This is a genomic window from Pseudarthrobacter sp. LMD1-1-1.1 (assembly GCF_040676255.1).
Lineage (GTDB): Bacteria > Actinomycetota > Actinomycetes > Actinomycetales > Micrococcaceae > Arthrobacter.
Genome location: NZ_JBEGHP010000001.1, coordinates 518,066 through 543,318, shown reverse-complemented (window position 1 = coordinate 543,318; position 25,253 = coordinate 518,066). Strand labels below are relative to the sequence as shown.

The 25,253-nt window shown below is 66.6% G+C and carries 26 protein-coding genes; 17 read left to right on the top strand and 9 right to left on the bottom strand.

The window, feature by feature from the left end; genetic code table 11:
- Positions 1–49: 49 nt before the first annotated feature.
- Both MRBLMD1_RS02650 and MRBLMD1_RS02645 read right to left on the bottom strand, forming a co-directional pair.
- Complete coding sequence (locus tag MRBLMD1_RS02650) at positions 50–739, bottom strand: LuxR C-terminal-related transcriptional regulator (protein ID WP_224026672.1); 690 nt, start codon at positions 737–739, stop codon at positions 50–52.
- On the bottom strand, positions 736–2,073 hold the full coding sequence (locus tag MRBLMD1_RS02645; protein ID WP_159631348.1) for an ATP-binding protein: 1,338 nt from the start codon (positions 2,071–2,073) through the stop codon (positions 736–738). Before MRBLMD1_RS02645 ends, MRBLMD1_RS02650 begins: the two co-directional genes overlap by 4 nt.
- Positions 2,074–2,198: 125 nt before the next feature.
- On the opposite strand from MRBLMD1_RS02645, the gene MRBLMD1_RS02640 reads away from it, so the two are divergent.
- From MRBLMD1_RS02640 to MRBLMD1_RS02620, 5 genes are all read left to right on the top strand, one after another.
- A complete protein-coding gene (locus MRBLMD1_RS02640) occupies positions 2,199–3,788 on the top strand; it encodes a PspC domain-containing protein (RefSeq protein ID WP_364397256.1) in 1,590 nt (529 codons plus the stop codon).
- Position 3,789: 1 nt separating this feature from the next.
- Positions 3,790–4,047, top strand: a complete 258-nt coding sequence (locus MRBLMD1_RS02635) for a hypothetical protein (RefSeq protein ID WP_159631347.1) — start codon at positions 3,790–3,792, stop codon at positions 4,045–4,047.
- 3 nt (positions 4,048–4,050) lie between these two features.
- On the top strand, positions 4,051–4,308 hold the full coding sequence (locus MRBLMD1_RS02630; protein ID WP_159631346.1) for a PspC domain-containing protein: 258 nt from the start codon (positions 4,051–4,053) through the stop codon (positions 4,306–4,308).
- Between the two features lie 192 nt (positions 4,309–4,500).
- Positions 4,501–5,526 carry an ATP-dependent 6-phosphofructokinase gene (locus MRBLMD1_RS02625; protein ID WP_159631345.1) on the top strand — a complete coding sequence of 342 codons (1,026 nt, stop codon included), beginning with the start codon at positions 4,501–4,503 and terminating at the stop codon, positions 5,524–5,526.
- A 27-nt stretch (positions 5,527–5,553) separates the two neighbouring features.
- Positions 5,554–6,270 (top strand): GNAT family N-acetyltransferase, encoded by a 717-nt coding sequence (locus MRBLMD1_RS02620; RefSeq protein WP_364397251.1) that lies wholly within the window; start codon positions 5,554–5,556, stop codon positions 6,268–6,270.
- Here MRBLMD1_RS02620 and MRBLMD1_RS02615 read toward each other — a convergent pair.
- The 6 genes from MRBLMD1_RS02615 to MRBLMD1_RS02590 form a co-directional block, all read right to left on the bottom strand.
- Positions 6,232–7,755, bottom strand: coding sequence for a DHA2 family efflux MFS transporter permease subunit (locus MRBLMD1_RS02615; protein ID WP_364397248.1), 1,524 nt, complete (start codon positions 7,753–7,755; stop codon positions 6,232–6,234). The genes MRBLMD1_RS02620 and MRBLMD1_RS02615 overlap by 39 nt on opposite strands.
- 51 nt (positions 7,756–7,806) lie before the next feature.
- Positions 7,807–8,232: an ankyrin repeat domain-containing protein gene (locus tag MRBLMD1_RS02610; RefSeq protein ID WP_364397245.1), complete on the bottom strand. Its 426-nt coding sequence runs from the start codon at positions 8,230–8,232 to the stop codon at positions 7,807–7,809.
- Positions 8,232–9,314: a YgfZ/GcvT domain-containing protein gene (locus tag MRBLMD1_RS02605; RefSeq protein WP_364397242.1), complete on the bottom strand. Its 1,083-nt coding sequence runs from the start codon at positions 9,312–9,314 to the stop codon at positions 8,232–8,234. Before MRBLMD1_RS02605 ends, MRBLMD1_RS02610 begins: the two co-directional genes overlap by 1 nt.
- A gap of 22 nt (positions 9,315–9,336) precedes the next feature.
- On the bottom strand, positions 9,337–10,074 hold the full coding sequence (locus tag MRBLMD1_RS02600) for a flavodoxin family protein (protein ID WP_159631341.1): 738 nt from the start codon (positions 10,072–10,074) through the stop codon (positions 9,337–9,339).
- A 61-nt stretch (positions 10,075–10,135) separates the two neighbouring features.
- Positions 10,136–10,744, bottom strand: coding sequence for an FABP family protein (locus MRBLMD1_RS02595; protein WP_159631340.1), 609 nt, complete (start codon positions 10,742–10,744; stop codon positions 10,136–10,138).
- Positions 10,745–10,917: 173 nt separating this feature from the next.
- The gene (locus MRBLMD1_RS02590) at positions 10,918–11,685 is read right to left on the bottom strand and encodes a permease (protein WP_364397987.1); all 768 of its coding nucleotides are present in this window, start codon (positions 11,683–11,685) and stop codon (positions 10,918–10,920) included.
- A gap of 339 nt (positions 11,686–12,024) precedes the next feature.
- On the opposite strand from MRBLMD1_RS02590, the gene MRBLMD1_RS02585 reads away from it, so the two are divergent.
- The 12 genes from MRBLMD1_RS02585 (at position 12,025) to asd (ending at position 24,111) form a co-directional block, all read left to right on the top strand.
- Positions 12,025–12,723 carry a winged helix-turn-helix transcriptional regulator gene (locus MRBLMD1_RS02585; protein WP_159631339.1) on the top strand — a complete coding sequence of 233 codons (699 nt, stop codon included), beginning with the start codon at positions 12,025–12,027 and terminating at the stop codon, positions 12,721–12,723.
- Between the two features lie 33 nt (positions 12,724–12,756).
- The gene (gene mshD / locus MRBLMD1_RS02580; protein ID WP_364397237.1) at positions 12,757–13,725 is read left to right on the top strand and encodes a mycothiol synthase; all 969 of its coding nucleotides are present in this window, start codon (positions 12,757–12,759) and stop codon (positions 13,723–13,725) included.
- A gap of 129 nt (positions 13,726–13,854) precedes the next feature.
- A complete protein-coding gene (locus tag MRBLMD1_RS02575; RefSeq protein ID WP_159631337.1) occupies positions 13,855–16,104 on the top strand; it encodes an RNA degradosome polyphosphate kinase in 2,250 nt (749 codons plus the stop codon).
- 11 nt (positions 16,105–16,115) lie between these two features.
- On the top strand, positions 16,116–17,084 hold the full coding sequence (locus tag MRBLMD1_RS02570; RefSeq protein ID WP_159631336.1) for an NUDIX hydrolase: 969 nt from the start codon (positions 16,116–16,118) through the stop codon (positions 17,082–17,084).
- An 88-nt stretch (positions 17,085–17,172) separates the two neighbouring features.
- The gene (locus tag MRBLMD1_RS02565) at positions 17,173–18,801 is read left to right on the top strand and encodes a hypothetical protein (protein WP_364397233.1); all 1,629 of its coding nucleotides are present in this window, start codon (positions 17,173–17,175) and stop codon (positions 18,799–18,801) included.
- On the top strand, positions 18,779–19,582 hold the full coding sequence (locus MRBLMD1_RS02560) for a thymidylate synthase (protein ID WP_255172872.1): 804 nt from the start codon (positions 18,779–18,781) through the stop codon (positions 19,580–19,582). Before MRBLMD1_RS02565 ends, MRBLMD1_RS02560 begins: the two co-directional genes overlap by 23 nt.
- Positions 19,579–20,163, top strand: coding sequence for a dihydrofolate reductase (locus MRBLMD1_RS02555; RefSeq protein ID WP_364397229.1), 585 nt, complete (start codon positions 19,579–19,581; stop codon positions 20,161–20,163). Before MRBLMD1_RS02560 ends, MRBLMD1_RS02555 begins: the two co-directional genes overlap by 4 nt.
- Positions 20,164–20,167: 4 nt before the next feature.
- Positions 20,168–20,386 (top strand): NF038396 family protein, encoded by a 219-nt coding sequence (locus tag MRBLMD1_RS02550; RefSeq protein WP_141159734.1) that lies wholly within the window; start codon positions 20,168–20,170, stop codon positions 20,384–20,386.
- A gap of 113 nt (positions 20,387–20,499) precedes the next feature.
- Positions 20,500–21,525 (top strand): hypothetical protein, encoded by a 1,026-nt coding sequence (locus MRBLMD1_RS02545; RefSeq protein ID WP_364397225.1) that lies wholly within the window; start codon positions 20,500–20,502, stop codon positions 21,523–21,525.
- Positions 21,526–21,545: 20 nt separating this feature from the next.
- On the top strand, positions 21,546–22,187 hold the full coding sequence (locus tag MRBLMD1_RS02540) for a hypothetical protein (protein WP_364397222.1): 642 nt from the start codon (positions 21,546–21,548) through the stop codon (positions 22,185–22,187).
- Positions 22,184–22,594, top strand: coding sequence for a hypothetical protein (locus MRBLMD1_RS02535; RefSeq protein ID WP_159631328.1), 411 nt, complete (start codon positions 22,184–22,186; stop codon positions 22,592–22,594). The genes MRBLMD1_RS02540 and MRBLMD1_RS02535 overlap by 4 nt, the downstream gene beginning before the upstream one ends.
- A 386-nt stretch (positions 22,595–22,980) precedes the next feature.
- Entirely contained in the window at positions 22,981–24,111 is a 1,131-nt protein-coding gene (gene asd, locus MRBLMD1_RS02530) for an aspartate-semialdehyde dehydrogenase (RefSeq protein WP_364397219.1), read from the top strand.
- Between the two features lie 57 nt (positions 24,112–24,168).
- Here the strand turns inward: asd and MRBLMD1_RS02525 are convergent, their stop codons facing one another.
- Entirely contained in the window at positions 24,169–25,146 is a 978-nt protein-coding gene (locus tag MRBLMD1_RS02525) for a type IV toxin-antitoxin system AbiEi family antitoxin domain-containing protein (RefSeq protein ID WP_364397216.1), read from the bottom strand.
- Between the last annotated feature and the right edge of the window lie 107 nt (positions 25,147–25,253).

Sequence of the window (25,253 nt, the reverse complement as noted above, 5' to 3'; positions counted from 1 at the left end):
GAAAGGTGATGGGGCGTTGGAGATATAGGGGCGGGAGGTGATGGGGCGTTTAGAGGAGGCGGCGCTCCGCGGCCCACTTGGTGAGTTCGTGGCGGCTGGAGAGCTGGAGCTTCCGCAGCACCGCCGAGACATGGGTCTCCACGGTCTTGATGCTGATGAAGAGTTCCTTGGCCACTTCCTTGTAGCTGTAGCCCCGGGCGATAAGCCGCATGACCTCAAGCTCACGGGCGGAGAGCTTGTCCAGTTCATCATCGGCGATGTCCGCGGGGGCGGTGCCGAAGGCGTCCAGGACAAAACCGGCCAGGCGGGGCGAGAAGACTGCGTCGCCGCCGGCCACCCGGAACACGGCATCGGTAATTTCGGCGCCGGAGATGGTCTTGGTGACATAGCCGCGGGCGCCGGCACGGATGACGGCGACCACGTCCTCCGCGGCGTCGGACACACTCAGGGCCAGGAACCGGGTGCTGGACAGGAGCGCGGCGGAGCCGGCGATGACTTCCCGGCCGCCGCCGCCCAGTCCGCCGGGGAGGTGGACATCCAGGAGGACGACGTCGGGCCGCTGCTGGGCAATCACGGCGATGGCCTGCTCCACGGTGGCAGCCTCCCCCACCACCTGGATGCTGGGGTCGAGGTCCGCTTTCAGGCCGGACCGGAAAATGGCGTGGTCGTCCACGATGACCACCCGGGCCGAGTTGGCCGGCCGGGCACTTCCGGCACCTGTTCCCTGGGTTGTGTTCATGATTTTCCTTCCGCGTGTTCTGCTGCGGCAGGCAGCCGGAGGCGGACCTCGGTGCCGTCGCCGGTGCTGAGGATGGCAGCCGAGCCGCCGTGCCGTTTCATCCGGCCGATGATTGATTCCCGGATACCGAGCCGGTCCGCGGGCACGTCCCCCAGCTCAAAGCCCGGTCCCCTGTCCTTGATGAAGATCTCGGCCTGCCCGTCAGACGCTTCAAGGTAGACCGAGACCGTCCCGCCACCGTGCCGTGAGGCGTTGAGCATGGCCTCCCGGCTGGCCTGGACCAGGGCCTCGTGCGCCTCGGTCATGACGGCGTCACCAACGGTGACCACTTCCACGGCATTGCCGAGCAGGTCCTCGACCTCGCCGGCAACAGCCTTGATCCGGTCCGAGAGCTGGCCGCTTTCGCGGCCTGGATCCTGGAACAGCCAGCCCCGCAACTCGCGTTCCTGGGCACGGGCCAGGCGGACGACGTCGTGCTCGTTGCCCGCCCGCCGCTGGATCAAGGCGAGGGTCTGCAGCACCGAATCATGGAGGTGGGCGGCAATCTCGGCACGTTCCGTTTCCCGGATCCGGCCCGCGCGCTCCGCTTCCAGGTCACGCCAGAACTTCAGGGCCCAGGGCAGCAGGACCAGCACCACGCCGCCCAGGACGGCCACCGAAGCGAGCAAGGCGAGCCAGGTCTGTTCCCAGGAACCCGAGCCGGACACCATCACCAGAACCCCGGCCACCACCAGCGCCAGACCGGCGGCGAGCCGGCCCCAGCCGCCGGCCTGGTCCGCCTTGGTCTTGTCCACCAGGCCTGCACGCCGGGTCTCGTCCAGCTGCATCCACGCGATCGAGGCACCGCCCAGGACCGCGGCAGCCGGGATCAGCGTTCCCAGGGACACGTCCACACCCAGCAGCTGGGCGATCATGATGCCGGCGACGAGCAGGAGCCCGCAGCCCAGCAGGATTTCCTTGCCGTACCGCATTCCGCGCGCGCGGAACCAGGGGGGAACCGGAGCCCCGCCCCGGTCCTCCGGGACGGGACCAGCGGCACTTGCCGGGGTTCCGGCGTCGGCCGCTCTTCCTGGGCCGGGCTGGCTCACCGCGGGGGCAATGGGCGACGCCGGGCGGCGGGCGTTGCGGCGGGCGGCCTCGTCCGCAGTGGGCACCATGACCCAGAGCCAGGCATAGAAGACCAGGCCCGCCCCTCCAGCAAAGGACGCCAGGACCATGCCCAGGCGGACGTTCTTCACCGGCCAGCCCAGGTGCGCGGCAAGGCCGGAGCACACCCCCGCGATCACACGGTCGCTGCTCCGTGCCAGGGGCGGCCGCGCCGGAAGGGTTGTCATGAGTCAATCCAAACACGGATCAGGGTTGCCCGGACCGCATTCGGCCGCTTCCCGGGGACAGCTCAGGGACGGTTCAGGGTTTCCCCCAGTAGAGCGCCAACCGGCCTGGACGGGAGGATCGAGGTATGAACCCGCACACTCCCTCCCCCGACGACGAACACCCTGCCGAACCCCTCCCCGACGGGCAGCCCGGCACGAACAGCGAGCGGCCTACCGAGCCCCTGCCGTCCTCCGCCTCCACGCCTCCGGAGCCCGCCCCGGTCCCGCCTGCGGACGACTCCCAGCGCTACGCGTTCCAGGGCACCCCCGCCCCGGCGCCGTCCACCGACTTCTTCGGCTGGATCCGCAGCAACGGCATCTACCGGGGCAACGACCGCTGGGTCGGCGGCGTCTGCAGCGGCATCGCCCACCGGCTCGGCGTTGATCCGATCATCATCCGCGGCGTCTTTATCGTCCTGACCCTCCTGGCAGGCATTGGCGTACTGCTGTACGGCCTGGCCTGGGCCTTCCTTCCGGAACCGGACGGCAGGATCCACGTCCAGGAAGCAGGGGCCGGCCGCTGGTCCAGCGGCATGACAGGTTCCCTGATCGCTACGGTCCTGGGCCTCACCGGCCTGGGGGGAGGCTTCTGGGGCTGGAGCCATAATGGCCTGAGCGGCCTGCTCTGGACCCTCTTCTGGGTGGGTGGCGCCATCTACCTGATCTACTACCTCTCCCAACGCAACAAGGCCCACCCCACCATGGCCGGGCACGGCACGGCGGCCCCGGGCGGGACCTACCCGATGGGCAGCACCGCCCACACCTCAACGTTCACCGCCGGCACGGCTCCCGGGCCTGCCCCCGCAGCACCCACCTACGGCAGCGGCACCACCGGTTCAGCGCCCACCGGCTCCTACGGCCACGGCAGCTACAGTCCCGCCGGGAGCGTCCCGGCCGCTGGCGGCGTTGGCGGCGCCGGAGTTGGGGCCGGCGGCGTTGGAACCGGCGGCGTTGGCAGCGCAGGCACCTCCCCGGGCGGCCCCGGCAGCGGCATACGCGGTGAAGCCGGATACCCCACCCCGTGGGTCCCGCCGCGGCCGCCAAAGCCCCGCCCATCCGGTCCCGGCGCCCCCGCAGTCGCCATCGCCACGGGATCTGCCCTGCTGGTGGGCGGCGGACTCAAGGCCCTGGACGCCGCGAACATCATCAACCTGGGCGGCTCCGGCAACGCCGTCGTGTGGGCCAGCGCGGCGGCCGTCCTCGGCCTGGGCATCCTGGTGGCGGGCTTCCGCGGCCGGACGTCCGGCATCCTGAGCCTCTTCGCGGTGATCGCGCTGGTCACTGGCGGCATCTACAACACCCTGGACGACGGCCGGATGCGGTTCCAGCAAGTTGACTGGAACCCGGCCAGCATCGAGGAAGCGCGCGGCGGCATCGACATCACCGCCGGCCGGGGAACCGTGGACCTCACGGGACTCTCCCCAACCGCCCCCCTGACGTCCGACGTCGTGGTTCCCCTGGACATCACCGCCAGCAACGTGACCGTGGTGATCCCGCAGAACCTGCCCGTTGACATCAAGGCGGACATGACCATGGGCAACCTGAACGAAGGAAGCGGCCAGCGCGGCGGCACCACCACCCGCGAAAGCAGCTACAACACGGACCGGCCAGGCAACCACCTGGTGGTGCAGATCGACGGCACCTTCAGCAACGTCACGATCCAGGAAGGCAACTGACATGGACAACAGCAACATTCCGACGACGGCGGGCCAGGACACTGCCGGACCGGCACCGGCCAGGGTGGGAACGGTGGTGTGGGGACTGATCGTCCTGGCACTGGCCGCGCTGATCATCGTGGCCCAGCTTGGCATCGTGACGCTCAACGGCACCTACGTCCTGATCGGCCTCATGATCGGCGCGGGCGTGGCCCTGGTGGTGGGTGGCCTGCTCTCAGCCCGGAAACGTGACAACGAACCAACTACCGGGAAGTCTTGAACCATGGATAAGTTCTTCAGCATTGTCAGGGGCTTCGGCCTGAAGCGCGGCCCCGAGCGCTGGCTTGGCGGGGTTTGTGGCGGCATCGCTGCCAAACTCAACGTGGACGTGGCGTACGTCCGCATCGCGTTCCTGCTCTTCGCCCTGCTTCCGGGCCCGGCATTCGTCTTCTACGTCCTGGCGTGGATCACCCTCCCGGACCAGCGCAACGAGATTCCGCTCCAGGCGTTCCTGGACCGCCGGTCGCTGAACCGGCCCTGACCGCCCGGGACCACGGCCCCGGCCCCGTGAATGATCACGGGGCCGGGGCCTTTTCCGTCTCCCCCGCGTCCGGGGCCGGGCCGGCCCCCATGTAACCGGTTTGTGTCGTACCCCACACACCCCACTACACTTCTAGGTGAGCTCAGCGTGGCGCTCTGCCTGTAAACCTTCTCCCCAGGATTTGAGCCGAACATGAAAATTGGAATCCTCACCAGTGGTGGCGACTGCCCCGGATTGAACGCAGTGATCCGAGGTGCAGTGCTCAAAGGCATTGCGGTCCACGGCCAGGAGTTCGTCGGATTCCGTGATGGCTGGCGGGGCGTGGTGGAAGGGGACATCATCGATATCCCCCGCACCATGGTCCGCGGCATCGCCAAACAGGGTGGCACCATTTTGGGCACCTCCCGCACCAACCCGTTCGAAAACGGCGGCGGCCCGGAGGCCATCAAGGCCCACATGGACCGGCTGGGCATCGACGCCATCATCGCCATCGGCGGTGAGGGAACCCTGGCCGCGGCCAAGCGGCTGACCGACGCCGGGCTCAAGATCGTAGGCGTCCCCAAGACCGTGGACAACGACCTCGACGCCACCGACTACACCTTCGGTTTCGATACCGCCGTCCAGATCGCCACCGAGGCCATCGACCGGCTCCGCACTACGGGTGAGTCCCACCACCGGTGCATGATCGCGGAAGTGATGGGCCGGCACGTGGGCTGGATTGCGCTGCACGCCGGAATGGCTGCCGGGGCGCACGCCATCCTGATCCCGGAGCAGAAGGTCAGCATCGAGCAGATCACCGAATGGGTCAATGAAGCCCACGCCCGCGGCCGCGCGCCCCTGGTGGTGGTGGCTGAAGGGTTCGTTCCGGAGCACATGGAGAGCCCGCACTCCGAGCGCGGCCTGGACACCTTCGGCCGTCCCCGCCTGGGCGGCATCGCAGACCAGCTCGCCCCCGAACTCGAAGCCCGGACCGGCATCGAAACCCGTGCCACCATCCTGGGGCACATCCAGCGCGGCGGCGTCCCCTCGGCCTTTGACCGAGTCCTGGCCACCCGGCTGGGCATGGCCGCCATCGACTCCGTGGTCGAAGGCTACTGGGGCACCATGGTGGCACTGAAGGGCACCGACATCCAGCATGTCGCCTTCGAGGAAGCCCTGGGCCAGCTCAAGACCGTCCCGCAAAACCGCTACGACGAAGCCGCGGTCCTGTTCGGCTAAGCCTGCAGGCCCCCCTAGGCTGGGACCATGACACTCGATCCCGGCTCAGCGGCCATCATCCAGTTGGCGTGGGCACGCCGGCTGGGCCTTGACGACGACGCGTTCGGTGACTCCCTGGCATCGGGGGAACGGATTGTCCGGGCCGACGAATCGGCCCGGACTGTCGACTTTGTGCGGCTGTTCGGAAGTTCCGCCCTGGTGGGACCACGGAGCGTCATCGACGCCGCGGCGGACATTCCCGATGAGGAAATGGCCCAGCACGTCACCCTCCTAAAACTGACCAGGGAGCAGGGCGGCCACGGACTCGGTGCCGCAGCCCTGTTCTTCGCCGACGACCTGCCCCTCCAGCAGCCCTCCGAGGAACTGACCGTCTCGCACGGTAATCCGGAAGCGATCGAGCTGGAGGGAAAGTGCCCGCCGGACGACGTCAACGAGGTGGGTCTTTCCGACCTCGAGAACCGGTACACCATCGTCCATGAAATCGATGGCAGGCGCGTGCCCCTTGCCTGCGGCGCTTATGGCGAGTGGGAAGGCCTGCTGGCCAACATGGGGGTCCTGGTGGATCCTGAGTGGCGGCGGCATGGTCTTGGGGCCCTGGCCGGATCCATCGCCGCCCACGAGGCCCTTGCCGCAGGGCTGACGCTGCAGTGGCGTGCAGACGTCAGCAACACCGGCTGCCTTGCCCTCGCCCGGAAACTGGGCCTCTCAGCCGGCGGAATCCAGACCAGCGTCCACCTTCGCTGACGCAGGGCTCCCCGCGGCGCCCCAGTCCTGGACCGGCTTCGGCTTGGCAAAGAACAGGGCAACGGCTGCGGCAACCAGCACCACTGCGGCGGGGAGGAGGATCGACTGGGCCATTGCCGTCGAAAACCCTGCGTGCAGGAACCCGGGAAGCGTACCGCCGCCCATGCCCATGCCCTCACCGGATGGGGCGCCGGGGCCGCGGGACGGGAGTTCGGCCGCCAGCCGGGACTGGATGAGGACGGCGATCGCAGCGCTGCCCAGCACGGCCCCGAACTGCCGGGTGGTGTTGTACACCCCGGAGCCTGCGCCGGCCTGGCGCGGCGGCAGGTTCCGGGTTGCGGTTGTGCTCAACGGTGCCCAGATGCCGGCGTTGGCAAAGCCCAGGACTGCGCTGGGAAGCAGGAACAGCAGGATGGGCGTGTCCGGCTGCATGAGCAGGCCATTCCAGACCAGGGCGACAGCCATCAGCGTCAGGCCGCCGGCGGCCAGATATTTCGGGTTGACCCGGTCCACGATCTTGCCCACCACCGGCGCCATGCCGCCTGAGATCAGCGCCATGGGCACCATCAGGAGTGCCGACTGGGTGGGCGTCAGACCGCGGACCAGCTGGTAGTAGAAGATCAGCGGCAGGCTGAAGGACGTGACGGTGAACCCCACCATCGTGATTCCAAGGTTGGCGAGGGAGAAGTTCCGGTCCCGGAACAGACCCAGCGGCAGGAGCGGCTCGCCCTTATTGAACCGCTGCCACGCCACGAACGCGGCCAGGACAACAAGGCCGGCAATAATGAGTCCCCAGACGCTGATGGGTCCGGTGATGGTGCCCCAGTTGTACGTCTCGCCTTCCTGGATGCCGAAGACCAGCAGGAAGAGCCCGACGGCGCTCAGCAGGACGCCGGGGATGTCGAACCGGTGCGGGTGCGTGCTCAGCGCCGGGACGTTGCGCATTGCCAGGATGAAGCCCACGACGCCGATGGGCACGTTGATGAAGAAGATCCACTCCCAGCCCAGGCCGTCCACCAGGACACCGCCCAGGATGGGCCCCACCAGGGTGGCCATGCCGGCCGTGGCACCCCAGATGGCCATGGCGGAACCGCGGCGGTCCGGCGGAAAGATGCGGGTGATGACCGCCATGGTCTGGGGCGTCATGACCGCTGCGCCTAGCCCCTGCACCACGCGGGCGGCGATAAGGGTTTCCACGTTTTGGGCCAGGCCGCACCAGAGGGAGGCCAGGGTGAACACCACCAGTCCGAGCAGGTACAGCTTCCGGGGGCCGAACCTGTCACCCAGCCGGCCCGTGATGAGCAGGGGAACGGCGTAGGCCAGCAGGTAGGCACTGGTCACCCAGATCACCGAGTTAATGTCGGCGTTCAGGCCCTCCATGATCCGGGGATTGGCCACCGAGACGATGGTGCTGTCGATCAGGATCATGAAGAACCCGATCACCAGGGACCACAGCGCCGGCCACGGCTTTTCTACGTTTTCCACTCTGTCATCCTTCTGGAGTTTTGTTTGGTGCCGGTCAGAAACCCGGAAAAGTCAGCCCAGCAGGTCCAGGATCTCCGTGCGGGCAAACATCTGCGCCGCTGCCCGTGCCGACGGCGCACCGGCGTCCGGATCCGCTCCGGCGCCCAGCAGAACCCGGGCCACGTCCGTGTAGCCCTTGAACGCCGCTCCTGCGAGCGGGGTCTGGCCCCTGTCGTTGGCGGTGTTGGCTTCCGCACCGTGCTGCAGGAGCAGCCCAACGGTGCCGGCGTGCCCGTGGTAGGCCGCGAGCATCAGAAGGGAATCGCCGGCGGAGTTCGTCATGGTGGCGGGCACCCCGGCGTCCAGGTAGGCACCCAGCAGCTCGTCGCTGCCGTCACGGGCAGCTTGGAAGAGCGTGTGCGCCAAAGCCAGCGCGTCGTCGTCGTGCCCCTCCGTTGCCTCCGCCCCGGCGTGGACGGGCGCGGTGTTCTCGGTCATCAGCGTGGCCCCCTCAGGAATCCGGTCTGGCGCCCCACGACCTGGCCGGCGTCGGGGGCGACGATGAGTTCCTGGACGGCCGGATACGGCTCGTCGCCGTCCAGGACCGTCAGTATTTCATCCGAGGCCACGGAACGCTTGATGACTGCCAGGGCGACGGGACCCATTTCGTAGTGCTGCGCCACCGAGGTCACGGTACCCACTTTCCGCTCCTCGGCCATGACGGGACTCCCGGCAGCGGGCAGGGTGTGCTGCGAACCGTCCAGCTGCAGAAACACCAGCCTGCGCGGCGGGTGGCCAAGGTTGTGGACGCGGGCGATGGTTTCCTGCCCCTTGTAGCAGCCCTTGGCCAGGTGCACGGCGGTGCGCAGCAGGTCCAGTTCGTGCGGGATGGTCTTGTCGTCCGTCTCGGCCCCGATCCTGGGGCGCCACGCTGCGACCCGGAGGGCCTCGGCGGCGAGCACGCCGGCCAACGCCCGCCCGGCGACGGCGTCCTCCAGCCCGGCGGCGGGGATAAGGTACTCGAACCAAGGGCGCTCAAGCCCGGGATGGTTCTCCTCTGAGACGGTGGCATAGGAGTATCCGCCGGCGGAGACGTGCGGCCACGGATCCTGCCAGGCGAGGTGGCCGGACCATTCGGGCACGGCACGTGTGCTGCCCACAACGGCCCAGTCCGCCGAAACGTCGGCGATCTCCACCCGCAGCATGAACTTCATGCGGTTGAGGTACTCGGCAAGCGGGGCGGCTTCGGCTGCCTCCACGATCAGCCAGGTGCTCTCCCCGTCGTCGACCACCCTGGCGTCGAAGTCGATGCGGCCCTGGACGCTGAGGAGCAGTAGTTCGCTGGACTCGCCGGGTTTCAGGGCTGCCACCTGCTGTGAGGACAGGGTATTGAGCCAGCTGAGCCGGTCCGGCCCGGTGACGGTGACCACGCCGCGGTGGGAAAGGTCGACGACGGCTGTTCCGGCAGCAAGGGCGCGCTGCTCGCGCAGCGGCTCGCCGTAGTGGGCGGCGACCCCGGCGTCAGGGCCGGCGGCCTCGACGGCCCCGGGGCGCGACAACAAAGGGCTGGGCGTAGTCATATGAAGTAGAAGTCCTTGGAGGTCAGCGGTATTCCGGGTTTTCGAAATCGAATCTTGTACCGGCAGCCCATTCGCCCGGCAGGTTTCCGTACGCGGGATAGCCCCCGGCGTCCTTCAGGATCCGGGCCAGGTGCAGGAGGTTCCACGTCATGAATGTGGTGTTCCGGTTGGTGAAGTCCGTCTCCGGGCCGCCCGAGCCTTCATCCAGGTAACTGGGCCCGGGGCCCACCGGCCCGATCCAACCGGCATCGGCCTGCGGGGGGATGCTGAAGCCGATGTGCTGAAGGCTGTACAGGACGTTCATGGCGCAGTGCTTGATGCCGTCTTCGTTTCCGGTGATCAGGCAGCCGCCGACTTTCGGGTAGAACGCCCATTGGCCCTTGCCGTTGAGCTCCCCCGAGTGGGCGTAGAGGCGTTCGATCAGCTTCTTGGTCTGGGAGGAGTTGTCCCCCAGCCAGATGGGTCCGGCAACCACAACAATGTCGGCTTCCTGGACCGCGGGGTAAAGCTCGGGCCATTCGTCGGTGGCCCAGCCGTACTGGGTCATGTCCGGGTAGACGCCGGTGGCGATGTCGTGGTCCACCGTGCGGATCACCGTGGTGCTGACGCCCTGCTTTTCCATGATCCGGCGGCTGATGCGGATCAGTCCATCCGTGTTGGAGGTCTGGGGCGACTTCTTGAGCGTGCCGTTGAAAAAGACAGCCTTGAGGTCGCCGTAACCGGCCGGCGCTCCTGCTGCTTTCCTGGTGCCTTCTTCCACGGTGCCGCTCCCTTTTTCGCGGGTCAGGAGACCCTCTTTTTGGTCAGGAAACCCTCGTTGGTCAGGAAACCTTGTGCAGGAACGCGGAAGCGTGTGCCTCCAGGCCCTTCCCTGCCTCGCCGCCCGCGGCAACGTCCCACCGCCACAACAGGTTGCCGTCCACCAGCCCGAAAATGCGGGTGGCCGCGCTGTAGTCCTTCGAGTGGCTGCCGCGCATCACCATGTCGGTGGTCAGCTGGATCTGGGGACCCTTGATCTGGCCGTAGTACAGCTCCGAGATACCGCCGGGATGCGAGATGGACACGGAGATGTCGAAGCCGCCGTCCTTGTTGCGCAGTGCCTCAACCTCGTCGGCACTCTTCAGCACCGGCACGATGTCGGCGGGCACCAGGCCGGGACCGCCGTCGGCATCAAGCTGCTTGCGCTCCAGCGCCCAGAAACCCGTCTCGACGGTGAGCGGCCGCAGGCGCGTGCCTTCGTCGTCGGTCAACCAGCTTTCGGCACGGTACTGCAGGTACGGCAGGCCGTTGTGGGTGAAGGAAACGTGCTGCAGGAAGTGTTCGGAATCCTCGTCGCCGCTGCCCAGCCGGCCCCGGCCCTCCCACTCACCGATGAGCCAGGAAAGGGGGACGAGTTCGGGGGTCAGGTCTGTAGGAATCTCAATGGGCATTGGTCTTACCTCCAGATACGGCCGGTCCTTGAAAAGGGGTGGCTACTTCTGGCCCTTGAAGAGGCGGTAGACCACGAAGCCGGCGAACCAGGCCATGGACAGGCTCGCAATGCCGAGCAGGACAAGGAAGAAGATTTCAAAAGCAAGTACGGACATGGTGCCATCCTAACCCGTTAGTAGATGAGTAGTTTGTCTATGAAGTACGCGAGGGATCCGACGGCCGAAACCGGGGCAAGGCCCATGCCCAGCGCGGCCGGGATGTTCAGCGGGGCACCGCGGAGCGTTGTTAGCCGCCGGAAGCTGGCCAGGACCGCACCGACCACCACGCCGAAGACGGCGGCCGGCAGGACGGCGATGTCCGACAGGACCAGCCCGGCAAGCGGTCCGGCCAGCCCGGCAAGCACCACTCCCAGCGGGGCGACGATGCTGTCCGGCCAGCGGATAAGCCCTGCCAGCAGGGCCACTGCGGCGCTGATCGCCGCCACCAGCAGCATTTCCCGGACACCGTTGAACCGGGAGCCGGCAATCCAGCCCGCGCCGAGGCAGGACAACAGGACACCTGCACAGCATCCAAGGGTGGACTCCAGCCGCTGCGCCTGCCCGGTCCCGCGGATCAGCTGCACTACGAAGACGGCCATCATTCCCAGGGCGACGAAGGCCGGCGTCCAGTCCAGGTACCCGGGGGCGGGCGCCAAGCCCGCCGCCACTGCGGCGCCTGCGCCCGGCAGGGCGATGACGGCGGCGAGGGTCTTTTTAGCGGGAATGCGCAGGAAGTGCGGCCAGCCGATGCCCACGGCCGCGGCGATCAGGATGCCCACCACCACGAGTGCTTCCGGCGAGGCGTAGACCCCGGCGATGATCGCAATAAGGCCGGCTATCCCGACGACGCCAACGGTCCAGGAGCCAAGCGAACGGACGGGCGCCTGCAGTTCCGCCGTCATGCGGAGCCCGGCCTGTGCTTCGTCGGTGCACTCACTGCGCTGTTTTCCCATCCTGGCGATCGGCCGGAAGGCTGGTCAGCCCCCTCACGGCAGGGCGGTCCGCCCTGGTCCAATCCTGCCTTATGTGAACTGGATATGTCGCAAAACGTGCTGGTCCACGTCGCGGATCTGTGGTCTGGAAGGGGCTGACGGGTATACTCAAGGTTCAGCTACGCTCCCTGCTGAGGTGGCTGGCCGGCGGCATGCTGACGGACCAAAACCTCCTGCAGGAAGCCAGTACCGGCCGGTGAGAATCCGGTTCAGTCGCCCAACGATGCGCGGACGGCCCTTGGAGGAACAATGTCGCACATCCTGTTACTGACCAACAGCACCGGTTCTTCGGTGGACATCCTGCCTGCCCTTGAGCTGCTGAACCACAGGGTCCATATCCTCCCCGCCGAGCCGACGGCCCTCCTCGAAACAGACCCCTGCGACATTGTCCTGCTGGACGCCCGCAAGGACCTGGTGGGCGCCCGGTCCCTCACCCAGCTCCTGAAGGCCACTGGCCTTAGCGCCCCGCTCGTGCTGATCCTCACTGAGGGCGGCATGGCTGCGGTGTCCTCCGCCTGGGCCGTTGACGACATCGTCCTCGATTCCGCAGGCCCCGCCGAGGTGGAGGCCCGCATCCGGCTGTCCGTTGCCCGGGCCGTACCCGAGCAGGAAGACACCCCGAGCGAAATCCGTGCCGCGGGCGTCGTCATCGATGAGGCAAGCTACACGGCCCGGGTCAACGGGGCGCCCCTGAACCTGACCTTCAAGGAGTTCGAACTCCTGAAGTACCTGGCGCAGCACCCCGGCCGCGTCTTCACCCGGCAGCAGCTGCTTACCGAGGTTTGGGGTTACGACTACTACGGCGGCACGCGCACCGTGGATGTCCACGTCCGGCGGCTGCGGGCCAAGCTCGGCGCGGACCACGAGAACCTGATCAGCACCGTCAGGAACGTGGGCTACCGCCTCACCCTGGTCCGGCAGCAGGAAGATGAACTCACCGAGGCCTGAGCCTGGACCGCCGCCGGCGTATAGCCTTGGCTCATGACTCCAGCGCATCCGCAGAAGTGGCCCGTCCATGTCGTCCGGGGCGGAGCTGACCAGCAACTGCTGAAAGACTGCCGCGACCTTTTGGCCGCGGCTGAGGAATCGGACGGCAACCCCTCCATTTCCGAGCAAACCCTGGTGACCATGCGCGCCGGGGATTCGGCGGAGCACACGCTGCTGACGCTGGCCCTCTACGCCCCGGACGAGGATTCCGACCCGGTGACCGGCCAGGATCTGGCGGGCTTCGCCGTCGTGGTTGAAGAGCAGGACGGAACCGGCATTCTGGAAATCGCCGTCCATCCCTCGTACCGGAACCAGGGTGTGGCGGACCGGCTGGTGGGCGCGCTGAAGGAGGTCCGGGGCTTTGAGGGGCTGAAGGCGTGGTCCCACGGCAACCACGAGGCCGCGGCCGACCTTGCCGCCCGCTACGGGTACGCGCCGGTGCGCGAGTTGTGGAAGATGCGGATGACGACGGCGGGCGCGGCCCTGCCCGACGCCGGCCTTCCGGACGGGGTGGCCATCCGTCCCTTCGTCCCCGGCAAGGATGAGGAGGCGTGGCTGGCCGCCAACCGGGCGGCGTTCGCCCACCACCCCGAGCAGGGCGGCCTCACCAGGGCCGACCTCGACGCGCGCATGGCCGAGGACTGGTTCGACCCGTCCGGCTTCCTCCTGGCGGAAGACCGGGACGGGCGCCTGCTGGGGTACCACTGGACCAAGGTCCACCCCCGCCACGGTGAGCACCCTGCGATCGGCGAGGTTTACGTGGTGGGCGTGACGCCGGAGGCGCAGGGCATGGGCCTGGGCAAGGCTTTGACCATTGCCGGCATCAAACACCTCCGCGACGCAGGACTAAACGGCGTGATGCTTTACGTGGATGCTGACAACGCCCCGGCCGTTGCCCTGTACCGCCGGCTCGGCTTCACTCGCTGGGACATGGACGTCATGTACGGCCCGGCCGGCGGGTAGGCAGGCCGCGAACCAATCCCCGGCGCCGCGTAAAACAAAGGCCGTGGGGCCGGTGAATGCTTGTAAGGTTGAAATGGAGCCGCGCGGGGCGGAAGCGCCGGCACTGGAGCGCCAGCTAAAGGAGAAGCCATGAACCCGGAACCGTCCGGAACAGCCACGTCCCAGGATGTTGCGGTGCCTGTCCGGGCCCGCTTCGGCTCCTCCGAGGTACCGGCATCACGGGCCACCCAGGACCGGATCGACATCCCTGAGTTCGCACCGAACCTGCAGCCGGAAGGCGACATCCGCCCTGACCGGTTCCTGGACCGCGAGCTGAGCTGGCTTGCCTTCAATTCCCGCGTGCTGGAACTGGCGGAAGACCCCACCCTCCACCTGCTGGAACGGGTGAGCTTCCTGTCCATCTTCGCCTCCAACCTGGACGAGTTCTTCATGGTCCGCGTGGCAGGCCTCAAGCGCCGCATCGCCACCGGACTCGCCGTCCCCTCCCCTGCCGGCCTGAGCCCGGTTGAGGTGCTGGAGCGGATCAGCGAGGAAGCCCACCGGCTCCAGCAGCGGCATTCGCAGGTCTTCGCGGAGCAGATCCGCCCCGCCCTGGCCTACGAACACATCCACGTCATGCAATGGGGGGAACTGGACGACGCCGCCCAGCAGCAGCTCAGCGTCATGTTCGCGGAAAAGGTCTTCCCCATCCTCACGCCCCTTGCCGTGGATCCGGCGCACCCGTTCCCCTACATCTCCGGCCTTTCACTGAACCTTGCCGTGGTGGTCCGGAACCCGGTCAGCGACAAGGAGCTCTTCGCCCGCGTCAAGGTCCCCGACCAGCTGCCGCGGCTGATCTCCATCGACGGCCCGCGCGCCGGTGCCGTGCCGGGCCGTGTGGCACGGTTCATCGCGCTTGAAGAAGTCATCGCCGTGCACCTGGACAAGCTGTTCCCCGGCATGGAGGTCCTGGAGCACCACACCTTCCGCGTGACGCGCAACGAGGACGTGGAGGTGGAGGAGGACGACGCCGAAAACCTCCTGCAGGCACTGGAGAAGGAACTCCTCCGCCGCCGGTTCGGCCCGCCCGTCCGGCTGGAAGTCACCAACGACATCAACCCCAATATCCGGGCACTGCTGATCCGTGAACTGGGGGTCGAAGAGTCCGAGGTGTACTCGGTGCCCGCACCACTGGACATGCGGGGCCTGTCCGTTATTGCCGGAATCGACCGTGCGGACCTGCACTACCCCAAGCATGTCCCGCACACGTCGCGGTATCTGAACGAGTCCGAGACATCCAAGGCTGCCAACGTGTTCGCCGCCATGCGGCGCCGGGACATCCTGCTGCACCACCCGTACGATTCGTTCTCCACATCAGTCCAGGCGTTCCTGGAACAGGCCGCGGCGGACCCGAAGGTCCAGGCCATCAAGCAGACCCTGTACCGCACCTCCGGCGACTCCCCCATCGTGGACGCCCTGATCGACGCTGCCGAGGCCGGCAAGCAGGTCCTGGCCCTGGTGGAGATCAAGGCCAGGTTCGATGAGCAGGCCAACATCTCCTGGGCCCGCAAACTGGAACAGGCCGGCGTGCACGTGGTGTACGGCATCGTGGGCCTGAAAACCCACTGCAAGCTTTCGCTGGTGGTCCGGCAGGAGGTGGACGGCCTTCGCCGCTACTGCCACATCGGCACCGGCAACTACCATCCGCGCACCGCACGGTACTACGAGGACCTGGGCCTGCTGACTGCCAACGACCAGGTGGGCGAGGACCTTTCCAAGCTGTTCAACCAGCTTTCCGGCTACGCGCCCAAGTCAACCTTCAAGCGCCTGCTGGTGGCACCCCGCTCCGTGCGCTCCGGGCTCATCGACCGGATTGAGACGGAGATCCGCAATGCCCGGGCAGGCGTGCCGGGCCATGTGCAGATCAAGGTGAACTCAATGGTGGACGAGGCCATCATCGACTCCCTGTACCGTGCATCCCAGGCGGGTGTGAAGGTGGACGTGGTGGTCCGCGGCATCTGCTCCCTGCGCCCCGGCGTTCCCGGCCTGAGCGACAACATCACGGTGCGTTCCATCCTGGGCCGGTTCCTTGAACACTCGCGGGTGTTCGCCTTTGCCAACGGCGGGGACCCCGTGGTGTACATCGGCTCCGCGGACATGATGCACCGGAACCTGGACCGACGGGTGGAGGCGCTGGTGCAGCTCAGCAGCCCGGACGACATCACCTACGTCCTGGACCTCCTGCGCCGCTACATGGACCCGGAAACCTCCAGCTGGCACCTCGACAACGAGGGCCGCTGGATCCGGCACCACCTCTCCGAGGACGGGAAGCCGCTTGAAGACGTCCAGTCCTGGCTGCTGGCGTCCCGTCCGCGGCAACGCAGCCTGAGCCGGCGATAAGGGCCGCCGCGTTGTCGAGCGATGCACTCGTAGCTGACCAGACTGACCACCCGGGGGAACCCATAGCTGTAACTGCTGCGGGCGCCATTCCGTGGCGCGCCGGCAGGGACGGCCTGGAGGTCCTGCTGATCCACCGGCCCCGCTATGACGACTGGTCATGGCCCAAGGGAAAGATCGACGCCGGCGAGACAATCCCCGAATGCGCCGTCCGTGAGGTGTGGGAGGAGATCGGCCTCAAGGCGCCCCTGGGGATACCGCTGCCGCCCATCCACTACCACGTGGCGTCGGGCCTCAAGGTGGTCCACTACTGGGCGGTCAGGGTCAACGGTGACAGCCTGGTTCCGGACGGAAAGGAAGTGGACAGCGTCATGTGGTGCGCCCCCGAAAAGGCCGCCCGCCTGCTGTCCAACCCGTCCGACGTCGGCCCGCTTGAATACCTGCGCGACGCGCACGAACGCGGTGAGCTGGACACCTGGCCCTTACTGGTGCTCCGCCATGCCAAGGCAAAGCCGCGCTCGTCCTGGAGCAAGGCCGAGGGCGAACGCCCGCTGGCGGCCACCGGATCCCGGCAGGCCCAGGCCGTGGGCCGGCTCCTGGAGGTATGGAAGCCCATGCGGGTGGTGACCAGCCCCTGGCTGCGCTGCGTCGCAACCGTGGCCCCGTATGCCCGGGCCACGGGCGCGAAAGTGAAGCTCGCGGAGGGCTTGACCGAGCACAAGCACCAGCGCAGTCCGAAGAAAACCGCCGCCGTCATCGAGTCCCTGGTCGATAAGCAACGGGCCGTGGTGGTCTGTACCCACCGGCCTGCCCTGCCCACAGTGCTCAAGCAGCTTGCCACCCACATGCCATCACACCTGGCGAAGCTGCTGCCCGCCCATGAGCCGTTCCTGTCACCGGGCGAGGTGGTGGTCTGCCATGTGGCCAACAGCGGTAAAAAACGGGTTGTAGCGGTGGAACAGTTCAAGCCCTTTGACGACTAAGGAAACCCGCGCCGCTTGACCCGGGGCCGGTATCCCCCTTGACTTGGGTGAACGATGCACAGTTCTGGGGGATAACGTGCCGGCTGCCATGACCGCTGTTCTTTCTGATGCTCCACCCGTTGCCGTCCTCTGGCCGTTCCTGCTCGCCGGCGGCGCGTACCTCCTGCTCCGATCCCTGATCCGTGGCGCCCGGGGCCCGGATTTCACCGCAGCAGCATCCCGGCACGCGTTTTGCATCGGAGTGATCGGCTGGCTGGGAAGTTCGCTGCTGCCGGCTGCCAACGCAGGCATCCTGCCATTACCTGGATCATCGACGGTTCCCGTGGACATTGCCCCGGCCCTCGCGTGGCCGGTTCTCGGCTGCCTGGCCGCACACGTGCTGGGGCAGGCAAGCTACCCCAAAGCACGCCCCCGGCCGGTCCTGCAGAGCGGAAAGCCTCCCCGGCTCCGAGGGTTGGTTTCCCGTCCCCTCGCCTGGACGGTGACGGTGATCTTCCTACTGTCCGCCGCCCAGATCGCGTGGACGTCCACCCTGCCCGGTTTCGACCCCCGCCCGTATGGCTCACGTCCGGATGGTGACGGCGGCTATGCCACCTTCGGCGGGGAAGGCCGCATACCCGGCATAGACCTTGGGATGTACCTGGGCGGAGCGTTGTTCGTCCTGGCTGGGGGAACCCTCGCCGTGCTGTTGCTGATCAGCCGCAGGGCGCCGGTGGACGGACTTGCTCCCGGACCGGACAGAGTCCTGCGGACCCTCACCACGAACCGCCTGCTCCGTACGGTGGCGACAATCGCGTCCGGGTTGGCGGCCATTGCGGGGAACCACGCAGCCCGGCCCGATCCGGCCGTTGGCCCCGTGAACTGGTTCAACCCGGCCGGTGCGTTGAATCTGGCGGTGCTGCTACTGATGTTGCTGTGGGCACCGCCCAGGTTTCCCGGGGCTCCAATATCCCCCCGGGATGCCAGCGCGCGGGCCCAGCCGGCGACGCGGCTGTCGGTATCAATCGGCGCCGCGATGGGGCTGGCAGCGTTCGTGCCAATACCCGCTGCATTCTTCGCCCCGGGAGTCGTGACGGGGCATCCCGCGCTTTTCGTGGCGGTATCCGCAGCTGGAGTCCTGGCCGTTGTTTCACTCGGCGAACTGCTGGTCCACCGGAATTACGGGACCGCGGACGAGCCCCGGCACTGGCCCCGCCAACCGGTTTCACCCGTCCTGGCCTGCACCCTGGTTGCGGTTACTACCGTTCTCGTGGCTGTCGTTTTCCTTGTTGCCTGGCGGCAGGTTGAGCTGGGAGTGGAGCAGTCATGGCCGGTCACTGTTTGGACCAGTGCCGGGGTTGTGCTCGTTTCGGGCTTTCCCCTGCTGCTTGCCCGCCGGCGCAGCAGCGTTCCAGGGGCTGTCCCGGGACTCGACGCCGCACTCCGCGCCATCGCCGTGCACCGGGTGGTCCGGACGCTGGCGGCGTTCCTGGCCGGCCAGGCCGGGGTGCTTCTGATGAGCGCCGGACCAAAGCTGTACCGGGCATCGCCACTCAGTCCGGAACCGTGGGACATCTTCTGGCAGGCTGCCCCAGCCGTGGGGGCCCTCCTCGCAGCCGCGGGCGTGGTGATCGCCGTGATCCCCGTCGGTGGAACAGCCCAGCGCGGCGGCGTATCACCGCCAGCCGGACATCTTCAGCCAGTAGACTTGGGGCGTGAGCATCCCAACGCCTTATGAAGACCTCCTGCGCGATGTCCTGGCCACCGGCACCCATAAATCGGACCGCACGGGCACCGGAACCACCAGCGTTTTCGGGCGGCAGATCCGCTTTGACCTCTCCAAAAGCTTTCCGCTGATCACCACCAAGCGGGTCCACTTCAAGTCAGTGGCAGTTGAACTCCTGTGGTTCCTGCGCGGCGAGACCAACATCAAGTGGATGACGGACCAGGGCGTCACTATCTGGAACGAGTGGGCAGATGCCGACGGCGACCTGGGCCCGGTCTACGGCGTACAGTGGCGAAGCTGGCCCACCCCTGACGGCGGCCACATCGACCAGATCGCCGAACTGATCGAGAACCTGAAATCGAATCCGGACTCCCGCCGGCACATCGTGTCAGCGTGGAACGTTTCCGAACTCAACGACATGGCGCTCCCGCCCTGCCACGCGTTCTTCCAGTTCTACGTGGCCAACGGCAAGCTCTCGTGCCAGCTCTACCAGCGCTCCGCTGACATGTTCCTGGGCGTCCCCTTCAACATCGCCTCCTATGCGCTGCTCACCTGCATGGTCGCCCAGCAGGTGGGCCTCGAGCCCGGCGAATTCGTGTGGACCGGCGGTGACGTGCACATCTACGAGAACCACATGGACCAGGTCCTCAAGCAGCTTGAACGCGAGCCCTACGAGTACCCGCAGCTGAAGATCACCCGCAAGCCGGCCTCGATCTTCGACTACACCTTGGAGGACTTCGACGTGGTGGGCTACCAGCACCACCCCACGATCAAGGCGCCGATCGCCGTATGAGCACCGAAAACTTCACTGATCCCCAGTCCTTCACGGAGGAGCTGGCTGCCTCGATCACCGGCGTCGGCCTGGTCTGGGCGCAGACCTCCGACGGCGTCATCGGCAAGGACGGGGACATGCCCTGGCACCTGCCCGAGGACCTCAAACACTTCACCCGCCTCACCAACGGGCATCCGGTCATCATGGGCCGGAAAACCTGGCTGTCCTTCCCGGACAAGTACCGCCCGCTGCCCGGGCGCACGAACATTGTCATCACCCGGCAGAAAAGCTGGGCCAACACGCCCGAGGCGGAAGGCGCCGTCGTGGTTCCCTCCCTTGATGACGCGCTCCTTGAGTCGCAGTTTGTCGACGGCGGCGAGACCGTCTGGATCCTGGGCGGCGGTGAGGTCTTCCGCCAGTCCACCGAGCTCGCCAACGTCGCGGTGATCACCACCATCGATGTGAAGGCCGACGGCGACACTTTCGCCCCGGAGCTTGGCCCCAGCTGGGAGGCCACTGCCTCCGTCCCGCCGGACGGCTGGCTGACGGCCGCCAACGGCACACGCTACCGATTCACCAAATGGTCACGGACCGAGGGCTAGGAACATGCTGAAGAAACCGGAAACCCTGTTCGTCCTGGGCTACATGCTGCTGCCCCTGCTGGCGCTGCTGTCCGCGATCGTGGGGCTGACCATGATCCTGGGAGGCAACAAGATCGCCGGAGCCATCGTGCTGGTGGTGGTCACGCAGGTGTTCACCTTCGGGGCGTTCTTCGCTCTGCGCGCGCGGAAGGCAGCCGTACTGGAGCAGTCAGACCAGGGCTGACGCTCACTGCAGCGGCATGGGGAGGCCACCCCATCGCGCGTGGTTCTGTCCTGGCCTAGGCTGGGGCACGCAGCACTCTGGGGGCTGTTGAATGAATATTGGGGGGAATCCTGATGGCAGGAACTTTATGGGGTGCCGACGTCGAGCAACTGCGGGCCCTCGCGCAGCAGTTCAACAAGACGGCGGATCTGCTGCAGCAGCAGTCGACGCAGCTGAGCAGTCAGATCAACAACAACCCGGCCTGGAAGGGCTCGGATGCCCAGCGGTTCCGCTCGGACTGGAACACCAGCCACCGGACCCTTCTCCAGCAGACCGTCTCGCGGCTGCAGCAGGAATCGAAAGTACTGCTCAACAACGCTGATGAGCAGGAGAAGGCGAGCGGCGGGGCACCCGGCTCCGCGGGCGGCCCGGGCTTCGGCGGATCTGGCGGGCCAGGTTCCGGATCTCCCGCGGATCCTTGGGGGCCCGATTGGCTGGCCAAGGGTTCGCCATTCCGGGACGGGTGGGGTCTTCGCGGCCAGATCAAGGCGGGCTTGGATCTGCCGAAAAGCGTTTTTGGTTTGGGCACGATGGCCGCCAAAGGCCTGGACAGCTTTACTGATGCTGAACTCTGGGCCAAGCTTCCGGGCAAGAGCATCACTTACAATTTGCTGGATTCCGCGACAGATATCCTCGGACTCAAGAATCTTCAGAAATATATCCCGGCACTCAACCAATTCGGCGGTGTCTTTAAAGAGAGTCCATGGTTGTTCAAGGGTCAGGGTGCAATTCTCGAAGGCCTTGGAAAAGGCGGGCTCGGCCGGGGCCTGGGGTGGGCCGGCGTGGGCCTGAACGCTTTCGACACGGCGGGGTATATCGCGGCAGGCAAACCGGAGGAGGCCTTGTGGTCGGGCGCCAAGACGGCACTCGGCGTGGCCTGCTTCCTTCCGCCGCCTGCTGGAACCATCTGCACGGTGGTCAGTGCCGGAATCGCGATTTACGAGATCCCTGCCGTCAAGGAGTTCGTGAACAACGCGGCCAGCAACGTCGCGGATACTATGGCCAGCGCTGTGAAGGATCCTGGCCGGTTCGTCGAAGACACCGGCAAGAATCTGGCCGACCTCGGCAAGAGCGCCGCCAGCTTCCTCGGCTTCGGATAACTCAACTAAAGGACAAATTCGTGACAGCCAGCACTGAATCCATCAACCCGCCGGACACGGCGGTTGGCTTCGGCTTTGCCGAAATCGCATACCTGATCAGGAGGTTCGATACCGACGCCGCGAGGAAGTCCGCCCAGGTACTCCGGCTGGAAGAGGAAGTCCAGTCGGACCCCATCTGCGTCGCGGGAGGATCTTCGCTTCTCGCCCGTGGCTTTGCCAGCGTCGATGACGACCTTGAATTGGAAGGGCCCGCGGTACCCACCGCGTACGCCTTGTCCAGGGCGAGCCGCTGGACGGAAATCAGCCTGGTCGACGGCGAGAAAACGGACACTGTGGTACACGTGGAGTCCGACAAAGTATCTGTGCTGATGCAGCCCAGGACCCTGGGGACCTGGTTCGTCTTTGCCCAGGACCCCTCTATCGACGGCGCAGACGCCCAACTCTCCCTCATCAAGGAACATCGGCGGACTCATCCCGAAGGGACCGCCTTTATCCGGGTCAAGTCGATCTCTGGGGAAGACCACCTGCTCATTCGACCGGAAGGCCTCGGCTGGGCGGTTGGCAAGGTTATCGATCCCACCCGGGATGTCGAGGAAATCACGGGCCTGGACACATACGGCCTGCTTACCCGTATTCGGGAAACCCGCGGAGAAACCACATGAGCAGCGAAGACCCACGACCGGTTCCTCCGGTCAAGCGCAAAGGCTACTACAAGCGCCAAATCCAACTGGAGGCCGAGAGGCAGGGACTCACGCCCGAGGAATACGGGGTCTATAAAGGCTCAACGGGCAGCGTGATCAAACCCGTCAATTCAGCAGGCGGACTGCTCTTCCTTGCCATCTTGATCTCCCTGTTCTCTGGCATTGTGGTGGGTGCGGCAATCATCGTCCTTACCGGTGACGGGGTCACCAACTGGGTGCAATTCGTCATCGCCTGTGTGATTGTGCTTTTCCTGGTGCCCACCTCATGGGCTTACTACTTCAAGGAACGCAAAGCGGCACGGCTGCGGAAGGCGGCTGGAAAAACACTTGAACCTCCCACCCGACGCTCAAGCAGGCCGGACTGGTAGCCGAATTGGGTCTCCGACGGTGCCGGTGAAGCACCGCCTGGCCGAGAACGGTGAGATCGTCAGCTACACGGACGAAGAGTACGGGGTCAGGAAGGGTGACGGCCCTGTTCGGCCTGATGGTTTACGGCACGGTCCGGATGGCAGTGACAGACAGTGGGAAATTCTGGGCGAGATCTGGTGAATGTACCTGCTCGTCCTCTACCCGCTGTTCGCAGGCCGGTCCGGATACTTCCGGGAGCGCAAGGCGGAGAGGCTCCGCAAAGCCAGGAACCTCCCGCGGCCCGTTGGATAGCGCCTTACCCAGCCGGCCGACGTCGTAGGCTCATGGCGGCACGCAGTGACGTAACCGACTGCGCCCTTCCGGATGCGAAGTCTAAACTGGACCAATGACTACAGCAGCTACCCCTTCCGTCGGCCTGGTCGGATGGCGCGGCATGGTCGGTTCCGTCCTCATGCAGCGCATGCAGGACGAGGGCGACTTCGCCAACATCAACCCGGTGTTCTTCTCCACCTCCAACGCGGGAGGTGCCGCGCCGTCGTTCGCTGACGGCGCCGGCAAGCTCGAGAACGCGTTCGACCTCGACACCCTGGCCAAGCTGCCCATTATCGTCACCGCCCAGGGCGGCGACTACACCAAGCAGGTCCACGGCGAGCTCCGCAGCCGCGGCTGGGACGGCCTCTGGATCGACGCCGCCTCCACCCTGCGCATGAACGACGATTCGATCATCGTGCTGGACCCCATCAACCGCGATGTCATCGACAAGGGCCTGGTCAACGGCACCAAGGACTTCATTGGCGGCAACTGCACCGTCTCCTGCATGCTCATGGGCCTCGGCGGCCTGTTCAAGAACGGCCTGGTGGAGTGGGGCACCTCCATGACCTACCAGGCAGCCTCCGGCGGCGGCGCCCGGCACATGCGCGAGCTCCTCAGCCAGTTCGGCACGCTCAACGCCGAGGTCAGCACGGAACTGGACGACCCGGCGTCGGCCATCCTGGACATCGACCGCAAGGTCCTGGCCCACCAGCGCACCGACATCGACGCGACCCAGTTCGGTGTCCCCCTGGCCGGCTCCCTGATCCCCTGGATCGACGCGGACCTGGGCAACGGCCAGTCCAAGGAAGAGTGGAAGGCCGGGGTGGAAACCAACAAGATCCTGGGCACCTCCGAGGAAAACCACGTGATCATGGACGGGCTCTGCGTCCGCATCGGCGCCATGCGCTCCCACTCCCAGGCCCTGACCTTGAAGCTCCGCGAGGACCTGTCCGTGGCCGAGATCGAAAAGCTCCTGGACGAGGACAACCAGTGGGCCAAGGTGGTTCCCAACACCAAGGAGGCCTCCATGGCCGAGCTGACCCCCGTGGCCGCCTCCGGCACCCTGGACATCCCGGTGGGCCGCATCCGCAAGATGGAAATGGGCCCGCAGTACATCAGCGCCTTCACCGTGGGCGACCAGCTCCTCTGGGGCGCCGCCGAGCCGCTGCGCCGCATGCTCAACATCGCCACCGGCAACCTGTAGCTTCCAGCTGCCTCACTAGCGGCCCTCGCCCGCATAACCGTTGCTGCCCGGCACCGGTTATGCGGGCAAGGGCCGCTTTTGCGTTCCGGAATGGCGCGCCAGGAATGCGTACAGCCGTTGCCGCAGCTCTCCTGGCCGGTTCAGCTGCTGCCAATTGATCCGGAAGACTGCCCAACCCAGCTCCTGCAATGCGTTCTCCCGGCGCCGCTCCGCGATCAGCACATCCGCCGCCGGCTTGTAGTCCGTGTACTTGGCGACGCCGTCGAACTCGATAATCACCCGGGCGTCGGGGTCCGCGAAATCCGCCCGGAAAATGCCCTCGCGGGTGGTGATCCCAACCTGCGGTTCGAACATGCGCAGGCCAAGAGAATGCAGCATCAGCCTGGTCCGGGTCTCCCCCGGGGACTCGGACCGGGCATCCAGAACAGCCAGCAGGTCCCAGGCGAGCCTGCCGCCGCGGACCACTGGACTGTCGTTCAGCAGCTGCCGCATGGCCTCGATGGACGCACCCTTGCGCAGCGCGTGGTCACCGATCACAGCGGCCTTTTCCAAGGGCAGGATACGTGCGCAGTCCAGCACGGTCCGCTCGGCACTGGTGGTAAGGACTTCCCGCCCGTCGGGCGTCCACAGTGAAGCCTTCTCAGCTTCCGCGAGCGGCAGCCTGTGAGTCCGGACGTCCCTTCTTGCGCTGGCCTTCGAGTTGGCGTACTGGGTTGTCACGTGCACGGCGGGCCCGCCTTCCCAGACAAAAAGCCCCCGCAACAATGCCGCGCTCACGTGGCTGTACCGGGACCGGCCGTGGGTGGACTCGAAGTGGGCCATCAGCCGGGCCTGGTCCCGGTCCCATTCTTTGAGCCCATGCCAGTTTCTGCTCCGGACGTAGGCTCCCCGCCGCAACCGGAGCACGGTACCGCTCTTCACGGCCGCAGTCAGCACACGGTCGTCCAGCCCGGCAGCCGCCAATTGGCGGGTTGACGCCACCACCTGCTTGGGCCAGCGATGGTCGACGTGGGCCTGCAAATCACCGGAATTCATTGTCCAAGGGTCGACGGCGGACACCGGCATCGGAAGCACGGGACGCCGCTATGTGGATGGCCCGCGGTACGAGCGGCCCTTACCCGCACAACCGTTGCTGCCCGGGG